The organism is Clostridium cylindrosporum DSM 605, from assembly GCF_001047375.1.
GTDB lineage: Bacteria > Bacillota > Clostridia > Clostridiales > Caloramatoraceae > Clostridium_AB > Clostridium_AB cylindrosporum.
On sequence record NZ_LFVU01000002.1, the window covers coordinates 126,326 to 150,170 of the forward strand.

The 23,845-nt window shown below is 29.7% G+C and carries 25 protein-coding genes, 1 pseudogene and 1 riboswitch; of the genes and pseudogenes, 4 read left to right on the top strand and 22 right to left on the bottom strand.

Going from position 1 to position 23,845, the window contains the following annotated elements:
- Positions 1–47 precede the first annotated feature (47 nt).
- The 11 genes from CLCY_RS01190 to mltG form a co-directional block, all read right to left on the bottom strand.
- The gene (locus CLCY_RS01190; protein ID WP_048569309.1) at positions 48–710 is read right to left on the bottom strand and encodes an NAD(P)H-hydrate epimerase; all 663 of its coding nucleotides are present in this window, start codon (positions 708–710) and stop codon (positions 48–50) included.
- Positions 711–789: 79 nt separating this feature from the next.
- Positions 790–1,755, bottom strand: coding sequence for a sulfite reductase subunit C (gene asrC / locus CLCY_RS01195; protein ID WP_048569310.1), 966 nt, complete (start codon positions 1,753–1,755; stop codon positions 790–792).
- A gap of 15 nt (positions 1,756–1,770) precedes the next feature.
- The gene (asrB, locus tag CLCY_RS01200) at positions 1,771–2,562 is read right to left on the bottom strand and encodes an anaerobic sulfite reductase subunit AsrB (protein ID WP_048569311.1); all 792 of its coding nucleotides are present in this window, start codon (positions 2,560–2,562) and stop codon (positions 1,771–1,773) included.
- A complete protein-coding gene (asrA, locus tag CLCY_RS01205; RefSeq protein WP_048569312.1) occupies positions 2,563–3,567 on the bottom strand; it encodes an anaerobic sulfite reductase subunit AsrA in 1,005 nt (334 codons plus the stop codon).
- Between the two features lie 263 nt (positions 3,568–3,830).
- Positions 3,831–5,318, bottom strand: coding sequence for an FMN-binding protein (locus tag CLCY_RS01210; RefSeq protein ID WP_048569313.1), 1,488 nt, complete (start codon positions 5,316–5,318; stop codon positions 3,831–3,833).
- A 22-nt stretch (positions 5,319–5,340) separates the two neighbouring features.
- Positions 5,341–6,327, bottom strand: a complete 987-nt coding sequence (locus tag CLCY_RS01215) for an FAD:protein FMN transferase (RefSeq protein ID WP_048569314.1) — start codon at positions 6,325–6,327, stop codon at positions 5,341–5,343.
- Between the two features lie 186 nt (positions 6,328–6,513).
- Positions 6,514–7,959, bottom strand: coding sequence for a sensor histidine kinase (locus CLCY_RS01220; protein ID WP_048569315.1), 1,446 nt, complete (start codon positions 7,957–7,959; stop codon positions 6,514–6,516).
- On the bottom strand, positions 7,956–8,642 hold the full coding sequence (locus tag CLCY_RS01225) for a response regulator transcription factor (RefSeq protein WP_048569316.1): 687 nt from the start codon (positions 8,640–8,642) through the stop codon (positions 7,956–7,958). Before CLCY_RS01225 ends, CLCY_RS01220 begins: the two co-directional genes overlap by 4 nt.
- A 166-nt stretch (positions 8,643–8,808) precedes the next feature.
- The gene (locus CLCY_RS01230; RefSeq protein ID WP_048569317.1) at positions 8,809–9,087 is read right to left on the bottom strand and encodes a hypothetical protein; all 279 of its coding nucleotides are present in this window, start codon (positions 9,085–9,087) and stop codon (positions 8,809–8,811) included.
- A gap of 83 nt (positions 9,088–9,170) precedes the next feature.
- Positions 9,171–10,289: a cell wall-binding repeat-containing protein gene (locus tag CLCY_RS01235; RefSeq protein ID WP_053083211.1), complete on the bottom strand. Its 1,119-nt coding sequence runs from the start codon at positions 10,287–10,289 to the stop codon at positions 9,171–9,173.
- Positions 10,290–10,372: 83 nt separating this feature from the next.
- Complete coding sequence (gene mltG / locus CLCY_RS01240; protein ID WP_048569318.1) at positions 10,373–11,395, bottom strand: endolytic transglycosylase MltG; 1,023 nt, start codon at positions 11,393–11,395, stop codon at positions 10,373–10,375.
- Positions 11,396–11,642: 247 nt separating this feature from the next.
- Between mltG and CLCY_RS01245 the strand changes: the two genes are divergently transcribed.
- The 4 genes from CLCY_RS01245 to CLCY_RS13260 all read left to right on the top strand — a co-directional run bounded on the left by CLCY_RS01245 (position 11,643) and on the right by CLCY_RS13260 (position 15,756).
- Complete coding sequence (locus CLCY_RS01245; RefSeq protein ID WP_048569319.1) at positions 11,643–12,347, top strand: cytochrome c biogenesis CcdA family protein; 705 nt, start codon at positions 11,643–11,645, stop codon at positions 12,345–12,347.
- A 20-nt stretch (positions 12,348–12,367) separates the two neighbouring features.
- A complete protein-coding gene (locus tag CLCY_RS01250; protein ID WP_048569320.1) occupies positions 12,368–12,952 on the top strand; it encodes a TlpA family protein disulfide reductase in 585 nt (194 codons plus the stop codon).
- A gap of 57 nt (positions 12,953–13,009) precedes the next feature.
- Entirely contained in the window at positions 13,010–14,845 is a 1,836-nt protein-coding gene (locus CLCY_RS01255; protein ID WP_048569321.1) for an urease accessory protein UreH domain-containing protein, read from the top strand.
- Positions 14,846–15,057: 212 nt separating this feature from the next.
- Complete coding sequence (locus CLCY_RS13260) at positions 15,058–15,756, top strand: hypothetical protein (RefSeq protein WP_053083213.1); 699 nt, start codon at positions 15,058–15,060, stop codon at positions 15,754–15,756.
- Positions 15,757–15,814: 58 nt separating this feature from the next.
- On the opposite strand, the gene CLCY_RS01265 is transcribed toward CLCY_RS13260, so the two are convergent.
- From CLCY_RS01265 to CLCY_RS01310, 11 genes and pseudogenes are all read right to left on the bottom strand, one after another.
- Positions 15,815–17,182, bottom strand: coding sequence for a sensor histidine kinase (locus CLCY_RS01265; RefSeq protein WP_048569322.1), 1,368 nt, complete (start codon positions 17,180–17,182; stop codon positions 15,815–15,817).
- Positions 17,183–17,869: a response regulator transcription factor gene (locus CLCY_RS01270; protein WP_048569323.1), complete on the bottom strand. Its 687-nt coding sequence runs from the start codon at positions 17,867–17,869 to the stop codon at positions 17,183–17,185. It abuts the gene before it with no gap.
- Positions 17,870–18,221: 352 nt separating this feature from the next.
- A pseudogene (locus tag CLCY_RS14135) lies at positions 18,222–18,413 on the bottom strand (hypothetical protein); the annotation flags it as partial.
- Entirely contained in the window at positions 18,410–18,748 is a 339-nt protein-coding gene (locus tag CLCY_RS01275; protein WP_152668064.1) for an acylphosphatase, read from the bottom strand. The pseudogene CLCY_RS14135 and the gene CLCY_RS01275, both read right to left, overlap by 4 nt.
- A gap of 64 nt (positions 18,749–18,812) precedes the next feature.
- On the bottom strand, positions 18,813–19,481 hold the full coding sequence (locus CLCY_RS01280) for an amidase domain-containing protein (protein ID WP_048569325.1): 669 nt from the start codon (positions 19,479–19,481) through the stop codon (positions 18,813–18,815).
- 106 nt (positions 19,482–19,587) lie between these two features.
- A complete protein-coding gene (locus CLCY_RS01285; RefSeq protein ID WP_048569326.1) occupies positions 19,588–19,968 on the bottom strand; it encodes a YkvA family protein in 381 nt (126 codons plus the stop codon).
- A gap of 179 nt (positions 19,969–20,147) precedes the next feature.
- Complete coding sequence (locus CLCY_RS01290; protein WP_048569327.1) at positions 20,148–20,885, bottom strand: ABC transporter ATP-binding protein; 738 nt, start codon at positions 20,883–20,885, stop codon at positions 20,148–20,150.
- Positions 20,866–21,876 carry an ABC transporter substrate-binding protein gene (locus CLCY_RS01295; RefSeq protein ID WP_048569350.1) on the bottom strand — a complete coding sequence of 337 codons (1,011 nt, stop codon included), beginning with the start codon at positions 21,874–21,876 and terminating at the stop codon, positions 20,866–20,868. The genes CLCY_RS01290 and CLCY_RS01295 overlap by 20 nt, the downstream gene beginning before the upstream one ends.
- A gap of 14 nt (positions 21,877–21,890) precedes the next feature.
- On the bottom strand, positions 21,891–22,643 hold the full coding sequence (locus tag CLCY_RS01300; RefSeq protein WP_048569328.1) for an ABC transporter permease: 753 nt from the start codon (positions 22,641–22,643) through the stop codon (positions 21,891–21,893).
- Entirely contained in the window at positions 22,615–22,905 is a 291-nt protein-coding gene (locus CLCY_RS01305; protein WP_048569329.1) for a thiamine-binding protein, read from the bottom strand. Before CLCY_RS01305 ends, CLCY_RS01300 begins: the two co-directional genes overlap by 29 nt.
- 15 nt (positions 22,906–22,920) lie before the next feature.
- On the bottom strand, positions 22,921–23,661 hold the full coding sequence (locus CLCY_RS01310; RefSeq protein WP_048569330.1) for a TatD family hydrolase: 741 nt from the start codon (positions 23,659–23,661) through the stop codon (positions 22,921–22,923).
- 61 nt (positions 23,662–23,722) lie between these two features.
- A riboswitch (TPP riboswitch) is annotated at positions 23,723–23,824 on the bottom strand.
- Positions 23,825–23,845: the final 21 nt, after the last annotated feature.

A 23,845-nucleotide genomic window follows, 5' to 3' on the forward strand; every position in this document is an offset into this window, starting at 1 on the left:
TATACACTTTTACTTTAACATAAAACCTTATCAAGATTATTTTTATTCTAATAACTTTTATTACTTTTTATCTTATCTATTATCTCCTTAGGTATCCCAATTTTTTCTACTATTATATCTCCTGTGTATTCTTGTGTAGCTTCATTTTTAAATGCTGCTTTCATAGCTTCAAATGTTATTGTTTTATTTGCCTTAATGCAGCACCCATTAGTTTCTCCTGTATTACATTCCATTCCTGAGGGGATATCAATTGATATAACTTTATTATTACTAGCATTAATAATATTTATTAGCTTCTCACTATCTTCTCTAACCTTGTCCTTTAACCCTACTCCATATAGTGAATCTATAATAACTAAATCATCTCTTTTAAGGTCACTTTCTACTCTTTCAAAGTTATCATTAATATTATAAATTTCCATACCACTATACTGTATAAAGGCATAATTTGTCCTAAAAGCATTACTAGCTAAATCCATATCCCCTAGAATATAAACCTTCACATTTTTCCCTTTAAGTTTAAGATGTCTTCCTATTACAAGACCATCTCCTCCATTATTTCCAACTCCACATATAATAATAAAATTATCCCCTTCTATATGCTTTAAGCATGATACAGCTGCATTTTCCATAAGTGTTAATGGAGGTATACCATACTCCTTTTCAGCAACTTCATCCATATATTTAACATCCTCTGAATTTAAATACACTTTTTTTCCTCCCTGTAAAATAAATAATACTATTATTTTATCATATTTATACAGGGAGGTTCTAATTCTTTAATTGTTTTTATTTATAGTGAATTCCACTCCAATAAATTCTATCCTTTACAATAACCTTTGGTCCAAACTCAATGCCCTCTAATGCCCATTTTTTATATTCATCAAATCCCACTCTATCAATTATATATCCTATATGTTCTTTTCCACCTGGTGCATCCCTATCAATGTATTTTTCAACAAACTTATAGGTGTTCAATATCACTTTTGTTATACTTTCTTCATCTACCCAAATAAGAAAATCCTCAGCAAGTCTTGGGTTAACCTTTCCTGTTCTCCCCATAATAACAAGCTTATAGTACTTTTCCTTACTTCTTGTAAAAGCTCTTGTTGGACATTTTGTTATACAAACTCCACAACCTATACACTTTTCTTTGTTTCTTACAACTTTGTAATTATCCATTTGTAGTGCACCTGTAGACATCTTTTCACATGCCTTTACACACGCACCACAGCTTACACATCTATTTTGATCATATTGTGGCTCTGTCATTCCAATTATTCCAAAGTCATTCATTCTAGCTTTAATACAATCATTTGGACAACCAGTTAAAGCAATTTTAAAGTGTAAATCATTTGGAAATACTTCCTTTTCCATTTTCTTCGCAAGTTCTGCTGTATTATAATTAGCAAAGGGACACACATTATTCCCAATACATGCTGAGATATTTCTAGTTCCAGCTGCTGGATACCCTGATGATTTATCTATTTGATTTATCTCTAACTCTTCAATTATTGGCTGAAGCATTTCATTAACTACTTCCATATCTTTCATATGAATTCCTTCAATCTCAAAACCCTGTCTTGTAGTTATATGCACTATTCCGTTTCCATAGGTTTCTGATATTTCTTGAACTAATCCTAGAATCTTGGCACTACAATGTCCACCTGGAACCCTGATTCTAGAGGCAGTTACTCCTCTTTCCTTAGATACTCTAAAAGCATTTTTCTTAAGCTTTTTTGTATTGATATCCATATTTATTCCCTCCATTTAATCAATCAGGCTTTTACCCTTGGTATAGTTAAATACTGGACCATCTAAACAAACATAGGTATCATCAATTTTACAATGTCCGCATTTTCCGATTCCACAACACATTTTTCTCTCCTGTGAAATCCATATATTTTTTTCATCAACACCTCTATCTAATAAGGCTATTGAAGAAAACTTCATCATAATTGGTGGACCAACAACAATAGCTGAAACATCTTCTATATTTTTAATTTTAATTCCTGGAATATATTCTGTAACTAAGCCAATATTGCACTGAAGATAATCATCTGCACAGTCTACAGTAATGGTAGTATTAATTATTTCCTTCCACCTTTTAATATCTTCCTTAAAAAGTATATCCTTAGGAGCTTTAAATCCTGCTATAAGAGTAATATCCTTCACTTCATTCCTATGTTCAAAGAAGTAATCTACAACACCTTTTACTGGTGAAAGTCCTGTACCACCTGCAATAATAATTAATTCTTTATTCTTATAATCTTGAATGTCAAACCCATTTCCATATGGTCCTCTCATAAAAAGTTTACTACCAACTTTATTCTCAAAAATTTCATTGGTTACTTTTCCAACCTTACGTATAGTCAAATCAATAGTACCTTCACCTATACCACTAACAGAAATAGGTGCTTCCCCATACTTTGGTATAGAAACTTCAAAGAATTGTCCTGGTTTTACATCTCCTGTGTATTCCATTCTAAATGTATATTCAATTTCTGTATGTTTGATAATATCCTTAATTGTTGATAAAAATGGAAGATATTCATTGTTCATCTACTCCACCTCTTTCATTCCATCTTCTAATTTATTAATACAATTTGAGAAAGATATATATTCTGGACAAACATCATCACATCGTCCACATCCAACGCACATATGATATCCGAATCTCTTTTTATAGTCATATACCTTGTGTAAAACCTTAAAACGCATTCTTTGTCCCTTATCCTGCCTAAAGCTATGTCCACCTGCCATATCTGTATATCCATCTACATGGCAAGACGCCCATACCCTTCTTCTCTCTCCAGTATTTTCATTATCACGATAAAATATATCTTGAGTAGTAAAGCAAGTACATGTTGGACATACAAAATTGCAACGCCCACATGCAATACATCGTGCAGAATATTCCTTCCACATTTCTGAATTCATAACATTAATAGAAAGGTTATTTGGTATGTTAACTTTTATATCATTACTACTAACATACTCTACCTCCTGTTCTCCTTCACCTAAAGCATATAACTTTAAAAATTCTTCTAACTCTTCCCACTTACAATCAATATATACTTGTCCTTCTTCTACCTTTATATATGCATCATAATTCTCACTTTTATTTGTTTCCATATCAACGCAAAAACAATTTTCAAATGTTTTTGAACATCCCATTAATATAAACTTTGTATTGTTTCTTATACGCTTATAGTAATAGTCTTCAAACCCGTTTCTTAAATAAATTTCATCTAATCGTTTTATACTATGAAGATCACAACTTCTTAGAAAAATAATTCTTCCCTTTTCTTCCTTAGGTACCTTTACTTCATCCTCTGTAAAATAAAATAAGGTTTGTGACATAGGCAGTAAAACCTCTTTATACGAATAATCTGACTTTTTATCATAAACAATTTCACCAATATCTGTTATCTTTCCATAACGAATAACATCTGTATCAGAAAAACATCCTTCTCCTTTATGTAATTTTGGTGCATAAACTTCATACTTTTCTGATAATTTAGCTAAAATATATTTTACTTTTTCAATGTTAATAAAATAACCCATGAAGAACGCCTCCTTCCTTCTTATATATTATAATATAGGAATTATTCTTATTATTCTGTTGCTGTTGCAACCTTAGTTAAATAAAGTTTATATTACTTAAATACATTTATAATATTATTAGAATAATCAATACCTTTAATATACAAAAAAGGAAGTGTTTATAATACACTTCCTCTCTTTTGCCCTTCTCAGGTAATAATAGTATGTTAAAATAAAATCGATTTTTTAATACTTAAGATTATTATTTTAAAAAACTCTCTAACTTAATTAATTTGTGCTTTTTTCATTGCATCTTCTACAGCAGACATTATACCATTACTTGTCATTGTCGCGCCTGTAACTGCATCTACCTTTGTTGATTGTGTCGTGATAATTTCTTTAGGTACCACATTAAATGGTTCTTTACTAAACTTTGGTGTTTCATTATTTGATAAAATACCAATACTTACAACCTTATCTTTCTTTATTGTAACTGCAACCTCAAGTCCTGGCTTAAATCCTTCCCCAACTCCAGTATAAGTTCCATCTTTATATTTAGCTGTCTGTGAAATATTATCTTTATTTTCGCTACTTGAAGCCTTTTGTAGCGCATTTTCTACAGCACGCATTATTCCATTACTTGACATAGTTGCTCCTGTAACTGCATCTACCTTTGTTGACTGTGTTCTAATAATTTCTTTTGGCACCATATCAAATGGCTTCTCAGCAAATTTTGGTGTTTCATTATTTGATACTATTTCAACACTTGTTATCTTATCATTTTTAACTGTAACTGAAACCTCAAGACCTGGTTTGAATCCTTCTCCAACTCCAGTATAAGTTCCATCTTTATATTTAGCCTTTTTTGGCGTTATACTTTTCTTTCCATTTACTTTGTTATTAGCCGAAACATCAGATATATTATTTGAAGCTATTTTACTTCCTAATTTATCAGCTACTACATAAACACCTGCTAATGTAGTAATTGCAACTGTACTTGCAACTACAGGATTAATATTCCCATTACAAATACTCATTTGAGCATTTTTTCTTGGGCATACTTGTACACATTGCAAACAATTTATACATTCAATACTTTTTACCTTCTCCATTTTATAAAGACTAATTCCCATTGAACAGTTATTTGTACATATTTTGCAACTTCCACATTTTTCTGTTGGCTTATTTATTTTAAAAATTCTAAACCTAGATATTATTGCAAAAAAAGCCCCTAGTGGACATAAATACCTACAAAAGAATCTTTCAACAAACATTCCACCTAATATTATAAATCCTAGTAATATAAAACCTATAGTATATTTAGATATTGCCTCAGAGAATTGTGGAATCTGTGCAAAGGCATCCCATGGACTAAAGGTATCAAATAGCTTTTCGCCACTTGTCCATATAAAAACTACTATAAATAATAAAACTACAAACTTAAAATACTTTAAAATTGAATCTACTTTTTCATTTACTCTAAACCTTATTTTAAATAACTTATTAGAAATTAAATAAATATAGTCATTAAATGAACCAAATGCACAAATCCAACCACAGAAGAACCTTCCAAATATTATTGTAATAGGTACAATTGCTAAAACTTCTATTAAGATTGGAAATTCATTATAAATATTAAAATTTCCATTAATAATCATCAAATAAATTTGCTTTAATTCACTAAAAGCCAAGGTAATTAAACCTGGAAAAAGAATTAAAAATATAACTTGTATAATATGTCTCATTATTTTAATCTTTTGTATTTTTCCCATATCATTATCACTCCTATTCTACCTAACCTAACTCTTCGTATATAAATTCATCACTTAACAACTTAAAGTTGTCCTTTACTCTCGATGTAGTATAAACCTTTTTATCCTCGGTTATAACTATTCCATCGACACCATCTATAGACTCTAAAAATTTAATACCTTCATTAGCTCCCATAACATAGAGACAAGTAGACAGAGCATCCCCATCTATTGAAAAATCAGATACTATAGTCGCACTAATTACCCCATTCTCTGAAGGATATCCTGTTCTTGGATCCAGAATATGATGAAACCTTTTCCCATCCACCATAAAATACCTTTCATAATTACCTGAGGTTACTATAGATTTATTCGCAGCATTAATTACCCCAACATATTCTCCACGCATTCTTAAGGGATGTTGAATCCCTATATTCCAAAAGGTTTTATCTATTTTTTTACCTAGAACAAATAGATTTCCACCAAGGTCAATTAAGGCGTGTTTAATACTATTTCTTAAGAATATATTTTTAACTTCATCCGCTGCATATCCTTTAGCAATTCCACCAAAATCAATCGCTTGTCCTTTGTTTTTTAGCATTACTGTATGATCTTCTTTATTTAAAATTATATTTTTATAATTAACAAAATTAAGCTTTTCCTTAATAATATATTTACCGGGAACTTGTCCCTTACCTTTACCAAATCCCCATAAATCCATTAATGGTCTTATAGTTGGATCAAAGGCTCCCCCTGATAGCTCACTATATTCAACTGCTTTTTTAATTACAAAGTAAGTGTCAATATCAACTTTCTGAGGTAATATTCCAGCATTTGCATTTACATTTGAAATATCACTGTAATTCTTAAATACCGACATTTTGTCATCTATTTCCTGTAGTCTCTCTATAGCTTCTTCTATAGCCTTTTCAGCATTTTTCCCATATACAGTTAGCTTAATAATAGTTCCAAGAACATAAAACTCTCTAACTATTGGGACTAGTTTATTAGAGCGCTTTAAAAAAAACATAACTCCCCCTTTTGTTTATATATTTTATATCACAACTCAGCAATTTAAATTATATAAAACTAAACTTAATGTATATTTAGAATTACCTTAAAATAACCTGAGAAAAAAGTTAATAAATTTTAAATAAATAAAGAGTCTTAAGCCAAAACCTAAGACTCTTTTCAATAACCTATATAAAATTATCTTCTACCTTAGATATATACTAACTATAACTCCTTTTCCAAGTTCGCTTTTAATATTTATTTCTCCCCTATGTGCATTTATTATTGAGTTTACAATAGATAATCCAAGTCCAAAGCCTCCTTCTTTACGAGACCTATGAAATTCACTTCTAAAAAATCTATCAAAAATTCCATTTAAATCTTTATTCGGAATCCCAGCTCCATTATCTTCCACTTGAAGTAATGCATGAAAATCTGAACACTGATCTACTGAAGTTAAGTTAATTGAAATTACTCCTTTCCTTTCATCTGTATGTTGCACAGCATTTTGAAATAAATTAAAAATAACCTGTTTAACTTGATCTTTATTTACTCTTAGTATAATATTTTCCTCTAAGTTCAAATTAATTTTTCTTTCTCCAGCGATAATTTGTAGCTGAGGATAAATCTCCTCTATAATTTCTTTTATATCATCTTCGGTAATTTCAATTTGAACTTCTTCATCTAGCTTAGCTAATAGCAAGAGATCATTTACTAACTTTGTAAGACGTTCAGTATCAGTTAAAATTGTATTTAATGCTAATTTTAATTGTGTCTCATTTTTAGCTGCTCCCCTTAATAAAATTTCTACAAAACCATGTATAGATGTAAGTGGGGTTCTAAGCTCATGGGAGGCATCTGAAACAAATCTTTGCATTTTTTCTCTAATCTTTTGTTCCTTTTCAAAGGATATTTCTATTCTCTCTAGCATTTCATTAAAAGCCTTTGATAAGCTATCTATTTCAGATTGACCATTATCTATAGGTAACCTCATATCAAGCTTTTCTGCTGTGATTTTCTTAAGTGTACGAGTCACACTATACAAAGGTTTTAAAGTATGACTTAAAACTGTACCACCAATTATAGCTCCTATAAAAATTATAAAAATCGCTGCAATAATGTATATGTACATTGCACGTTCAAGCATAAAATGTATTAATTGAGTCGAAGAACTTACTTGGATTAATCCTGAACTTGAATATGGATTGCCTGTCTTAATAAATTTAACTATACTTGTATTTGTATTTTTATTTTTATCTTTAATTATACGATACTCTTTCAGCTCACCTTTTACATTTATTAATTCTTTATACTCCGCTTCAGATAAATAAGGTGCTTTATAGGAATCTCCTAATATAACCTTTCCATTATCATTAATAATCACTACATTAATATTACGGTCAGATATTTTATGTATAATGAATTTTGATTTTTCTCTCACTAATTCAGGGGTTTTTAGTCCTTTTATTATACTCTTGTCAACATTATGAATCCTTGACTCTAAAAACTGATCTTTATTATTATATAGAAACTGTCTCATTATCATATATTGTGAAATTCCCATAATTAATAGTAAAAAAATTAGTATTAAAAAAGACCTTATTAACACTTGCCATTTTAAACTTCTTATATCTAATCTATTTAATATCATCCTACTACCACCTTATATCCTACCCCTCTAATAGTACGAATAACATTATGATCCTTATCACCAATTTTATCGCGCAAATATCTTATATATACTTCTACAATGTTTTCTTCTCCATTAAATTCAGGCCCCCAAACCTTTTCGATTATAGTTTGCTTACTTAATACTAACCCATCATTAACTAATAAGTATCTAAGCAAATTATACTCTGTAGGAGATAAAGATAAAACTTTACCTTGAAAGCTAATTTCATGGGCTCCATCATCTATAAGAAATAATCCTACACTTATTATATTAGCTAATTCAGGAAAGCAATTACGCAATCTAGTATTTATGCGAGCTAATAACTCCTTAAAGCTAAAAGGCTTACCCATATAATCATCAGCCCCAAGTTCTAAACCAAGAACACGATCATCTATATCATCTCTAGCTGTAAGCATAATAATAGATGTTTTTATCAGTTTTTTAATCTCAGAACATACCTTGTATCCATTCATTCCTGGAAGCATAATATCAAGTATAATAATATGTGGATTTATTTCTTTTGCAATTGAGGCAGCGCTGTTACCCTCAAAATGAGTGTAAACCATAAATCCTTCTGCTTCTAACCCCATTTTTATAAATTCAGCTATACTTTCTTCATCTTCTATTATTAAAATCTTTATTTTTTCTTTCATAAATGCCATGAATGCTTCTCCTTTTTTCTAGTTTAACTTAAGAATGTATTAGCATAATATGTATTAAATAAAACTTCTATCTTCTTTTATTATTACCAAATATAATTCTATTGTAACGCAAAATGGAGAGATCACTTTAAAATGAGTCTCTCCTAAATATATTTATTCTTATAATCTAAAGTATTTCCTTAGTATCATTTTCACTCTTTGAATTGTTGCAACAGCTTCTCTTGTTGTTACCACGCATCATCATATACATCATGAAGATCATCATTACTGGACATATAAATGGTGCTATTTTTCCAAGAAAGCCCCCTAGGCTAGAACTATACTTTGTTATAACTGGTAGGAAAATCATAATTACTATAGGTAAACCACAACAAAGAAGCATATGAAGTATATGTTTTAAGGAACTATGTTTATTATCTTCTTTATTATTTTTGTGACAATTCATAACTATACCTCCATAGATTTAGTATAGTTATATATTACATTTTTTATATAAAGAAAATATGAAGAAACTTATAATATACTAAATTACTCCATGTGGTGCTTCATATCTTTTTGCTCTTCACTAGTACTATGATTCATCATATGCTTTATTTCATCTTTGTTCTCCATATCCATCATTTCATGGTCAATTGAAAGTAAACTTTCTATGGCTACTTGTGTAGAGTAACTAACATCTGAAGTATCTCCAATAATATACCCATGCATAAATGGAGGTTTAGGCATGTCTTTTGGATGTATAGGCTTAATAGACTTAATATATCTTTCTACCGTAAATGGTACTATATTATCTTTAATCAAAAGAAGAGGTGTATGCTTCCCCATATGTGCAAACAATGCTCCAGATATAGTTTCCATTGGATGATTTAGCGTACCAAAGGTAAATGCGTGACCTTCTCTATAATTTCTACCCCAGCCAAATTCCGTATTATCATCTTTAAATTTGGAAAAATTAATAGCAATATCATAGGGAGTATCTCCATCTATTCTACATACATTTTTTACATTCCTTAGCTCAGATAAACTTTTTTCAACTGATCTGGATACCGTTTTTGTTGAACCAATAATATAAATATTAATATCATTCATTTTTCTGATTATTTCTTTTGTACAAGTTGGAATCTTATTCTTTTGAACATACAAAATAGGATCACCATGATGTGCAGACCAGTAAGAAGTCATTATACCCTCTGAGTAATCTTCCCCGGAGACTACAAGTATATTTTTAAATTTTTTTCTTTCACTTGGTATTTTACAAGAAGTCTCGTAGTGATTACGTCCAGCTATGTGTTGTGTTGTAAAACCCTGATGGTTTAATTCATCTGATACACTTCTTGAAACATTACCAACTAAAATTACCTGTATTCCTTTATAGCTCTTTGGAGATAGTCTCATTATTTCACATAATGTTTCTTTACTTAGTTTGTTACCATTAGTAAATAAAATAACGGCATTGATTGGAAAGTGAACTAATGAACTTGCTGCTATTCCATCGAAAACCTCATCTTTGTTTACTAATATAACAGCGTTTGGTTTCATGTTAGAAAATCCAATCTTAGATACCTCTATAGCTGTATTAATAGGATTATCACCACATATTCTTGTAGTGTTTAGTGTAAGAGGACAACTATCTAGATAATTATTCATTGTTAATCTCCTAAAACTTTATACATAAACAGTATATTATTAAAAGATCAACTTAGTGATAATATAAAAAGGAAGTACCTTGTTTAGGTATTTCCCTTCTTTATAAATTTATTTACATTAATTAAGTGTTCTTTATAAGTTTTGCTAAAGACATGTCCGCTCTTATCCTTTGCAACATAATATAAATAATCATGTTTTTCTGGATAAAGTGCAGCTTTTATGGACATTATCCCAGGGGATGCAATAGGTCCTGGGGGCAAGCCTTTATATAGGTAGGTGTTATATTTACTTTGAACTTTCAAATCATCATAAGTAACCTTTTGCATACTACTTTTCCCTTTTGTTTTTGCATATATAACCGCTGCATCAATTTGAAGAGGCATTCCCTTTTTTATTCTATTATATATAACACCAGCAATTCTACTTCTTTCATTATCATTTGCCGCTTCTTTCTCTATCAAGGATGCTATTGTTATTACTTCACTTATACCTAGTCCTAACTCCTTAGAACGATTTACATATTTTTCAGAAAAGACGCTTTTAAATCTATTAAGCATTAAATTAGTAATATTCTTTGCAGAAGCATTTACTGGTAAATAATATGTATCAGGAAATAAGAACCCTTCTAGCTCATAATAATTATTTGAATTTTTTGAAATTAAGTTATTAGAATGTATCTCATTTGACTTTATCTTTAAGAAATCTTCTTTTTTAACTTTAGTTTCATATTCTAACTTTTCTGCTATCTGATAAAATGTTAATCCCTCAGGTATAGTAACTGAATTAAAGTCAGATTTTCCTGATTTTAGCTTAGAAATTAACTCCCAATAACTATCATCTCGTTCTATGATAATATTAACCTTTTTAATATTATCATCTAATCTGAATAAATTAGCATATTTTATAAATTCATCCTTTGACTTTATAACAGACTTTTCTTTTAATTGATTTGCTATATCTTCTAATGAATATTTTTCATTGATCATTATATATGTATCAACTTTATTTATAGTTTGAAATTTTTCAGAATGTAAATATGTAAAACCTGATACTACTATAACTGTTAAAATAACAAATATAATTATTACTTTATTCATAATCCTCATTTTTTAATTTTATCCTCCATTTTGAAATTTTATCCTTAGTAGTTTTGATAATAAAGTTTTATTTAAACACTGACCCTCTTAGCCTTTATATTTTGTTATTATATTATAACTTATACCTGTGAAGACATTATGTAGATTCTCTCCCTTTATTTTAGTCGTAATCTATCTTCACATCATCTTTATATATAAATGCTAAATTTATATATATTTTTTATAATAAATTTAATTAATGGAGGTGACTTAAATCTTGAATGATATTACTTTAATATTAGCTTTCTGTGCTGGTTTACTCTCTTTTTTATCTCCATGTGTACTCCCATTAGTGCCTGCATATATAGGTTATATTACAGGAAGTGCCATTAAGGATATGGATAATAAGAGCAAAAAACTATCTATTCTATATAAATCTTTAGGTTTTGTTTTAGGCTTTTCTATTATATTTATCCTTATGGGTGCTTCAATTACTACATTAGGTAACATATTGATTAAGAATCAAAATCTCTTTAGAAAAGTTAGTGGGTTGTTAATGATAGTTTTTGGATTACATACTATGGGTATATTTAAAATTAAGTTATTTTATTATGAGAAGAGATTTTCATCATTTAACTTAATAGGTAAAAAATTTAGCTCTTTAATTATGGGAATGACATTTGCATTTGGTTGGACTCCATGTGTTGGGCCTATTTTATCTTCTATATTAATTTATGCAAGTAGCTTAGATACCATATATAAAGGTGTCCTATTATTAAGTGTGTACTCAATAGGAGTTGCTGTACCTTTTACTTTAACTGCATTAGCAATAGAAAACTTTATAAAGTATAAAAACAGATTTTTAAAATATATGTCAGCTATTTCTTTAATTAGTGGCTTGTTATTAATTATCATGGGAATTATGACATTTACCAATTCTCTTAGCATTTTAAGTAGATACTTAAATTTTATTAATTTTTAAAAGTGGAGGTTCAACTTTTTATGAAAAAAGTTATTCTAATGTTATTAATAGTAATACTTTTCGGGGTAAGTATTTATACTGTATTAAATTATAACAAAAATAAAAATAATTCTCTGCAAAACCCTGACATGAATAATAGTAATTCTTCTGTTCAGAACTATGCACTTAATAGCGCTGATAAAAAGCAGAATACTTTTGTAAAGACAAAGGCTATAGATTTTAAACTAAAAGATTTAAATGGTAAAGAAGTTTCATTAAGTACTTTAAAAGGCAAACATGTATTAATAAACTTTTGGGCCACTTGGTGTCCACCTTGCAGATCTGAAATGCCTGATATTGAAAAGCTTTACCAGGAAACAAAAGATTCTGATCTAGTTATTTTGGCTATTGATATAGGGGAAGATAAAGAAACAGTAAAATCCTTTATAGATGAAAACAAGTTTAACTTTAATGTTTTACTAGATTCTAATAAGGATGTAGCCATAAAATATAATATCACTTCTATACCAACTTCATTTTTTATTGATAAGGAAGGTAATATTATATATAAAAAAATTGGAGCAATGAATATTGAAGAAATGAAATCCTTTATTAAATCTTCATAAAATCAACATATCTGTTTTATATACTTTATCTTGTAAATACATATTAGGAGTGAGTTTATGAGTGTTAGAAGAGAAAAAATCAAAGTATATGAAATGACTTGTACCTCTTGTGAGAATCGAGTTGAAAGAGCTTTGAAAAAATTAGACGGGGTAATTTCTGTCAAAGTAAGTTATAGTGAAGAATTTGCTGAAATTGAATATGATGATAAATTATGTAATCTTAATATGATTAAATCTGCTATAAAAAGATCTGGATACAGTACTCAGAGATCAAATGATTACAAATTCATGGGAATTCTTATAGTTGTTGCAGCTATTGTACTTTTTGGTTTAAAAACTAGCGGCTTTGATATGGAGGAAAAACTTACTAACGCTTCCTACGCTGTACTATTTGTTGTAGGGGTTCTTACATCAATACACTGCGTTGGTATGTGTGGTGGAATTATGCTTTCACAGACTATATCAAAGGAGAGCAAAAATAAATTCCAAGCAATTGAGCCTGCTCTTTTATATAATTTTGGAAGAGTAATATCCTATACTATTTTAGGTGGTTTAATTGGTGCCATAGGCTCAGTATTTTCACTTTCTATTACTGCTAAAGCAATTATGCAAATACTAGCTGCTATTTTTATGATTATTATGGGACTAAACATGGCAGGATTTAAGGCTTTTAGAAAGATCAGTATAAAACTACCTAGTTCCGTATGCAAAGCTAAAGGTAAGTCTAGTTCTCCATTTATTGTAGGTATTTTAAATGGTCTTATGCCATGTGGTCCACTTCAAACTATGCAACTTTTTGCTTTAGGAACAGGAAGTGCACTTAAAGGTGCCATCGCAATGTTCGTATTTTCTTTAGGAACGGTTCCTTTAATGTTAACCTTTGGTGCACTATCAGGAATTTTAGCTAAAGGATACACTAAAAAAATACTAAAATTAAGTGGTGTTCTTATCATAGTTCTTGGATTAATAATGGGAAATAGAGGCTTCGCACTTGCTGGAATAAATGTTAATCCACTAACAGCAGTTGCAAGTACTACAAAAAGTCTACTTGGTATAAATCCAAGCACTTCAGATAATGCAAATGTTGCTAAAGCAACTCTACAGGATGGTGTTCAGATAATAACAATGACTGCTAATAATAATGGATATACACCTAATGCCTTCTACGTTCAAAAGGGGATACCTGTTAAGTGGATAATTAATGGTGAAGAACTTAATTCTTGTAACAATGCCCTTGTAGCACAAGCTATAAACAAAGAACTTAAAATAAAAAAGGGTGAAAATATTATAGAGTTTACACCTGGTGATAAGGATATAAACTTTAGCTGTTGGATGGGTATGATAAGTGGTGTAATAAAAGTCGTAGATAATCTTGATTCTGTAGATACATCAACCCCAGATCCATCACTTCCTGCACCTAGCACAGGTCCTAGTTGCTGTGCAACTCCATTAGATGAAAATTCTGAAGAACAAAGTCAAAGCCAAACTAGTATTTATGGCGATGATTTAACAAAGGCTCCAACTAAAACTTTAATTAATAAAGTTTCAAGCCTTGATAAAGATTATTTTGGAGAGTTTATAGGTAAAGGATATGAACTACAACCTTTAGTAATTGTAACAGGTAACAGTAAAAAAACTAAATTAACCTTTGATTTAAGTAATTTTGATAATGCTGAAGGAGAATATAGTATTACAGATGCAATTACTGGTGATACGGTTTCTAAGTTTAAAGCAAAGAAAGGTGTAAATGAAGTAGAATTTATTCCGAAAAAATCTGGTTCTTATGCAATTTTAAAGGATAATGGAGCCTTAGGTATAATTGAAGTAGTTGATAACCTAAAAACTACTAACCTTGAGGACATTCGAAATAAATTCTTTGAAGCTAATAATTAATTAAACAATAAAAAATAATTTATACTTCTTTATATTATCTACATAGTTTTTAGGTATAATGTGTTTAAATCAATAAAGAATTGATAAATAACTAGAAATAAGCCTAGTATCTTTACATCTGAGAATATTCTTTTAGGTCGAGTCACATTTATATAATAAACTCTTCGTCCTGAACCTGATAACTGACTTTATAGGCTTTGAGGAGGAACCACATGAACAAAAAACATTTTACTTACCTTTTGATAATGATTTTAATAACTTTATCATCAGAAACATTATTTATGTACAAAAATAGACTTGAACCATCTCTTTCATCTAGCCTAGCTTTTGCACATGCAGATACTAAAAAGCAGCAAGTAAAACCTGATTTAAAAAAGTCATTAAATAATAAGAAAACTGTAGCGGTAAAGCCTTCAAATAAAAAACAAGCTAACCATTCTTCTAGTCCATTACTTGTAGACTGGTGGAAAAGTGGACGAACTATTTTTTCAGTTGGAACTACAGCTTTAGTTACTGATATAGAAACTGGAAAAATTTTCATGGTAGAGAGAACTATGGGTACAAATCATGCTGATGCTGAAGCCCTCACTACAAAGGATACAAAAATAATAAAGAGTATATGGAATGGATTTTCATGGGCAAGAAGACCAGTAATTCTAACAATAGATGATAAAAAGTATTCTGCTTCTATGAGTGCTATGCCTCATGCAGGATTAGACTCTTCACCAGCATACTCGGTAATTAATAATCGTTCACAGGGCTACGGAAAAGGTAAAAATCTAGATGTTATCAAAAAAAATGGTATGGATGGACACTTTGATATTCATTTTTTAAATAGTACAAGACACAAAGATGGGAAAAAGGATCCTGAACATCAAGCTGCTGTATTAGAAGTAGCAAAAAATAAGTAAACGATATAAAGAGTATTGGAAATAATTATTACCAATACTCTTTATATCGTTTATACATTTAACTCTTTATAAAGTAAATCCTAAAAATAGTACCTTCCCCCTCATCACTTTCCACATCAATATTTGCATAATGAAACTGTAATATATTTTTTACAATAGTTAATCCTATTCCACTGCCTTCAATTTCATTTCTACTTTTGTCACCTCTATAAAGTCTCTCAAATATGAAAGGTAGGTCTTCCTTTTTTATTCCTACACCGCTATCTTTTATTTCCACAATAACATTCTTATTATGACTATAAATATTAATTGACACCTTACCATTTAGTTCAGTAAACTTAATGGCATTAGATATTAAATTAATAAACACTTGTTTTAACTTATCCTTATCACCAGTTATAAGATATTTTTCCTTCGGCTCTATACAGTAGTCTAGCTTAATGTTTTTATTGTTTGCCTCTACATAGAAATCCTTACATATATCTTCCAGTAACTCATCTAAATTAATTAATTCAAAGTTAAGCTTTATACTTTCACACTCGAATTCTTTTAAAGTATTTAGATTACTTAATAATTTACCAAATCTTATAACTTCTTCATTAAGATAACTTAACCTTTCTGCAGTAACAGGAAAAATACCATCTATCATAGCTTCTAAGTTATTCTGTAATACATTTAATGGTGTTCTTATTTCATGAGATATATCAGAAACTAATCTTTTTCTAATCATATCTTGATATCTTAATTTTTCAGCTAGTATATTTATACTTTTTCTTAAATTCTCCAACTCCTCAATATTACTTTCTGAAATTGACTTTGTATCAAAGTTCCCCTTTGATAATCTAACGAACATATTTGCAACTTCCATAATTGGAGTTGAAAATTGCTTTGAAAAGTAAAGGCTTATAGCAGTTATAATAATGAGCGCTATTATCCCACTAATAACTATACTTTCATTTATTGATCTTTTAAAGTGCATATCTTCTTTAGTTAACAATATAGGTGAATACTGACCTATTTCTACATATCCAACTAACTTCTCATTAACCTTAATTTCAAACCTATTAGAAGTATAAATTCCTTTCTCTTTTGTTAGCATGGTATTTACATGTAATTTGCTTTTAATCTCACTAGGATTCATTCCCCATATAAACTTTTTGCTACTGTCTAATAAAGTTAAACAGTAATTACTCATATACGCCTCGTGCATTAACTCAATACCTGAATTTTTACTCCACTTACCTTCTCTTCTATATACCTCCTGAAAATAGGATACAATTCTTTCATATCTTTTATTTTGTATATCCTTCATATATTGATCAAATTTATTATTCACTGTTATATTTACAAATAGTGTAATTAATAATATTGCTGCAATAGAACAAATAACAAATAAAATACCTAACCTTTTTCTTATCGTTTGCAATTAATTCTCACCACCAAATTTATAACCTACTTTCATAACAGTAACAATGTATTTTGGATTTTTAGTGTCTAACTCTATCTTTTTACGAATATTTTTTATGTGTACATCAATGGTCCTATCATATCCATCAAAATCTATACCAAATACTTTATTTATTAATTGTTCCCTTGATAAAACCTTTCCTTTATTTGATATAAGCACATACAAAATATCGAATTCATTTGGTGTAAATGAAACCTCTTCTCCATTTACTTTTACCTCTCTTTTATCGTAATCAACACTTAATCTTTCATCGTAAAAAAGTAAGTCCAAATTAGTTGCCTTTGTATTTAATCTTCTAAAAAGAGCATTAACCCTTGCTGTTAGTTCCCTTGGACTAAATGGCTTAACCAAGTATTCATCTGAACCTATATTTAACCCTTCTATTCTATCATTAAGTGATGCCTTAGCTGTTAGCATAAAAATATGAACATTTGAAAATTGTCTAATTTTTTTACATACTTCTTCTCCACTAATATCTGGTAACATTAAATCAAGAATAATAAGGCTAAAATCCATTGACTTAAAGATTTCTATACCTTTTAATCCCTTTGTAGTGCAACAAACCTTATACCCTTCCTTCTCTAGGTAGGCTTTTAATACCTCTGAAACACTTTTCTCATCTTCAATTATTAAAATATTGCTCATATATTTTCCTCCCTATGTATTATAATAACACCTAAAAATATATGGAATTCTCGATTTTATACTTTTACTTATATAATACTAATACTTTTATTTAAAGATTGTATGAAGATTTCTTTAAAATATAAAAAGTATTGGTATAAATTTAAAACCTTTACCAATACTCAAAACTCTACTACTTGACTAATAAAATTATTTATTTAACTAAAACTTATGATATTTTCTTTGCCTATCATAATTTGTCCTAAAGAAAGGCCACCATCATTACATGGTATATATTTTTTATATCTACCTTTTTCCCATTTGAATTTAACATCCATATACTTGGCCCACAACCTGGACATGAATTAGGTTGTGCATGAAATCTTTTGTTTAATATGTTTAAATACTCTAATTTACATTCACTGTACATTTTAAAACTTTGCATTGTTGTTTTATCTCTATCACAGGGCGTAGATTTTATAATAGAAAATCTATGCCCACAGTCGGTACAATTTGTAAAAGCATATTCATATCTCTTATTTTGCTTGTCTTTTATGTCCTCTATGCACTTATTACATTACATGTAACAATATCAGGTGATATTAAAGTAACCTCTTGATCTATGCTCTTACTTTCTCTTATCTGAAAATCTTTATAATACATTGGTTTCTTATCTCTAGTAGTAATGTTATTAATTTTAGCTAAATGAGGATGATTATATTTTAGATTATATAAAAACTCATTGATATCCGATTCTTTCCCTTCAATATCTATATATAATCCACTTAAGTTATTATATACAAAACCCTTCAGGCTATTTTTTATTGCAGATCTATATATAAATGGTCTAAAACCTACTCCTTGAACTATTCCTTTAACATTTATGATAGTTCTTCTCATACTTATACTAACCTGTACCTTCCTTATAATTGCTTTCAAGTATGAAACATAATACAACTTCCTATTAACTCATTCTATAAATCCTTACTCCTCCTTCTGGCTCAGCAGCAAGTAGAGACCTATTATTTGAATCATATGAATGTGAAGCACATATCAAATCTCCATTATCATAGTCTACAATTATTAAGGTATGATAAGCTTTCCCGTAGGAATCAAGTAGTGATAATGCGTCACCTCTTACGCCATAATTGTATATTTCTCTAAAGGATTCTAAATTCTCAAAATAAGAACTACCGAAGTCTTTAAATGCATTTGCATTTGCTCTCCAATATAGCGCAAAGGCACTTGCACCTCTCCATGTAGATGATATTAACTTAACATCCCATTTATTTCTTGACCTACAAAACCAGCTTTTGAGACTAGTTGCATCTCTACCAATCATTGGCTTTCCACCTGCATATAATGCCTGAGAAACAAAGTTAGCACAATCTCCCCCTATACCGGCATAATGCGGATAGTTCGGATTATAATTCAGTGCATATTTCATTGCATAATCAACTGCATTTTTAGGTGAATAAGCATATTTTATTTTAACCTTAGGCTCTGGAATTACACTATCATCATATACACCTATTAAAGCATTTTTATAAAGAGTTTCCATTTCATGATAAGATATATTTTTGTATTTAGGATTATGAAATATATCATCATAAATCTTCTTTTTATCTATCATTCAAATCCTCCTATTAATAATAATAAACATCACTAATATTAAATATTATTACTAATAGTATTTTAGTCCTAAAACTTATACATTTAATTGACTTTTTAGCTACTTACTATATTTTGTCATCAATTTCTTTAAAATCATCCTCTAAAGCATTATTAAATAACTCTTTAGTTTTCTCCTTAGCTCTATTTTTAGTTTCTGGAGATATATAGATAGCTATTATACTTAGTGCTGAAATTATCGCAGTTAAATCATCTCCAAATCCTACAACTGGTACTATATCCGCCATTAAATCAGTGGGTACTATAAAGTATCCCAAAGCACCTATAATTGTTGTCTTAGCTTTCTTAGGTACATCAGGGTCCTTCAGTGAGTAAAACAATAATAAAGCTCCATAAACCACTGAGACTTTAGCCTTTGATAATACTGATTTTATCTTTTTAAATAATGAATCCTCTGAGTAATCTTTATTATACTGGTTATCTACCATATTTCATCCTACTTTCATTACACAAATTTAATAATTACATTTTATCATATAAGATTTATAATTTTTATTTCTGAGTTAAATTTAGCACAGGTAACTTAAGGTTTATAAGTTATATGCTACTATAATAAAATAATAGAGTAGATTTAAAATTCTAAATCTACTCTATCAATAACTACTTATTAAAAAATGCGTAAAATATCTTCTTTTATATTTAAAAGTTCCTTGGAAAGAAGTCTTTTTTCCTTATATTCCTTAAAGAAATCTAAGTATATCTCTTCTTTAATTATTCCAGGCCTTGAGTCCATTACGTATATTCTATCTGATAAGAATATAGCTTCTTCAATATCATGTGTTATAAAAAGTATTGTAGTGTTTAAGGAATTCTTCATTTCTAAAAGCCATTTTTGCATTTTGCTCTTTGTGATTGAATCAAGGGCACCAAAGGGCTCATCTAAAAGCATTATCTCATCTGTTGATAGAAATGTTCTAAGAAAACTTGCTCTTTGTTTCATTCCTCCTGAAAGCTGATATGGATACTTTTCTCCATATCCTTCAAGTCCCATCATCTCCATATAACTTTTGGCTCTCTGTCTTGACTCCTTTTTATTCTTACCTTTTATATCTAATGGCAATACAACATTTTCTATAATACTTTTCCAGGGTAGTAGTAGGTCTTTTTGCTGCATATAGCCAATATCTCCACTTACTAAAAGGTCACCTGAATCTTGTTTTTCAAGGCCTGTTATAATATTAAATATTGTACTTTTACCACAGCCACTTGGTCCTAAAATAGAAACAAACTCTCCTTTAGCTATATTTATGGAAATATCTTTTAGAATCCTTTTATCATCAAAGCTTTTATTAATATTCCTTAAACTAATTAAAAAGCTTTGATCTTTATTTTGGTAAGAATTCATTTGTAAATGCATCTTCAGCCTTTAGATCCTTCTTAATTATTCCCTTGTCCTTTAGAAACTTAGCATAATTACTCCATACTTCTGCTTTCATAGCTCCCCATTTAGGTGCATCTGCTATATATTGATTTGCTAAATACTTTTGACTATCAACAGCTAGTTTTTCATTAATTTCTGGAGCATATTTTAGAAGAATCTTTGCACTTTCCTCTGGATTCTTTATAGCATATTCATATCCCTCTTGTGTTGCCTTTAGGAACTTTCTAACCTTTTCTGGATTTTCCTTTATAACCTTATTATTTGTAATTAATATTGGTGTGTAATAATCAAGTGCTGGGTCTAAATCCTTAACCGCTATATAGTTTAAATCAATATCTTTTATCTTTGCCTCAATTCCTGTCCAACCTTCAAAAATCCATGCAATATCTATATTCTTTTTCGTAGCAGCGAAGAAATCATCGTTTCCTATACTAATGTTCTTAAGCTTTTTATAATCTGCTCCACTTTTCTCCATAACAGCCTTTAAAACTGCTTCCTCAGATGGTGACCCCCATCCTCCGTAGGTTTTGCCTTCAAAATCCTTAACATTTTTAATGTTTTTACTCTTAAGAGACGCAAATCCAGAAGTATTATGCTGAATAACTGTAGCAATTGCCTTTATTGGAAGGGGCTGATCCCCTGTTAATGCATATGTTACATCTTCTTGGTAACTTACTCCAAAGTCACCTTTACCTGTAGCTATAAGAGTTCCTGTTCCACCTTCTGATGGCTGAACTATTTGAACATCTAATCCCTCAGCTTTATAGTATCCCTTTTCTAAGGCTACATATAGACCTGTATGATTCGTATTTGGTGTCCAGTCAAGTACAACAGTTGTCTTTTCTAATTGTTTTGATTCCTTATTCTCATCTTTCTTATCTACTGAACATCCACTCATTACAAGAGCAGATATTGTTAGTGCAACTACTAAAGATAAAAACCTATTTTTTTTCATATGTCCTTCACCTCTTACTTCCAATGAATTAGTTTTTTTCCTAGGAAATCTATAGCATAGATTATCAAAATAGTAATAAATACTATTACCAATATTGATGCAAATACCTTATCTAAAGCATATGCACTTTTCGCTCTGACCATATAAACACCTATACCCTTATCTCCTCCAAGCCATTCCCCTATAACAGCAGACATTATCATATAAGTCGCAGCAATTTTAAGACCTGAAAATAGGTTCACCATTGCATATGGAAGCTTTAAATGATAAAAAGCTTGTAGCCTTGATGCCTTTATAGTTGAAAATAGATTTATGTAATCCCTATCAATTTTCTCAAAACCATCTACTAAACTTATAACTATCGGGAAGAAACATACCATTATAACAACTATAATCTTAGGTAATATTCCAAACCCAAACCATATTATAAACAAGGGAGCAATTGCTATGGTAGGTATAGTCTGGGATATTACTAAAATTGGGTATATTGATTTCTTTACTACATTAAAATTATCCATTACTACAGCTAACATAAAGGACAATAAAATAGATACTACAAATCCTATAAAGGACTCATATAATGTTATTTTCGTATGACCTGCTATTATAGGAAAGTCCTTAATAAGAGTGTCAACTATATTAACTGGAGAAGGAAGAATGTACTGTGGTATATGCTCAAAAACTACAATACCCTGCCAGAGCAGAATAATAGTAATTACTGTAGCTATAGGATAAAGCCTATTTTGTATACTTTCCAATCTTTTCATCAATAGTCACGCCTTCACTTTTGTAATCTATCTTTACAACTGAAACTACCCTTGAAGCACCTTCCTCAACACATATGTGTTGAGCCTTTTTCACGATCTCTAAAAGGGTATCTAAGTCCCCCTCCATAGTTGTTTCCATTGGGCCAACCACATATTTTACACCAGTTGATGCAATATATTCAATAACCTTATCAACTACAGGATATACTCTCTCCTCTGGAACAGCAGGAACTACTTGAAGACTTACATTTATTTTACTCATCTGTTTCACCTCCCTTTAATAATCATCCATTATTATATTAAAATTATTTAAAATTTCATCTTTAACCTCATCATAATGAATTCCCTTTATTAATGAAATTTGCTTTACTATATTTTTAACTTCCACTGGATATCCATACTTGCCATTTACCCACTCTAAGGCGTTTGGTCCATCTGTTTCTGTAAGAATTCTATCTAGTGGAAGAGCTTCAACTATCTCCTTAGTTAACTCTGAACTTTCAATATCAACACTTATTGTGAAATAACATCCATAATCTAGAAGCTTTCTAAATACATCCATAGGACCACTATACCAATGAATTATAGGATTTCTTAAGCTATACTTTCTTAAAAATTCAAGTATTTCTATCTCTGCACCTTTAGTATGTATATTAGTGAGCTTATTATATTCTCCAGCTTTTGCTAGAAAATATTTAAATACCTTAACCATATAAGGATATCTTTCTTTCTCTAGCACCCAATAATAATCAAGACCTATCTCACCTATTACCCTTGACTCTCTTATATATTCATCGAATCTATCTAGTTCTTTATGGTTTTCATATGCTTTCCAAGGATGTATGCCAAAGCATGGGATTATATATTCATTTTCCTTGCTTAACTCTCTTGTAAATAAATAGCTTGCTTCATCCATAGAACAGGCAAGGGTTTTAATTGAATTTTCCCTTATCATATCTAGGACATAGCTTAGGTTATTACCATAAAAGTCTAAATGATTATGTGCATCAATAAACATATTTCCTCCAAAACATTCCCTTAAAACAAAAATGCACTATTAAAAATAGTGCATTAAAAACATTCATTCCAAACAGCTTCCCTCCGTCGGTGTTATCCGTATCAGGTTCAAAGGGTTAAAGTTTTTTACTTCTCTCAGCCAAAAGGCACCCCTAGCACTACAAAATATATTAAATTATACTACA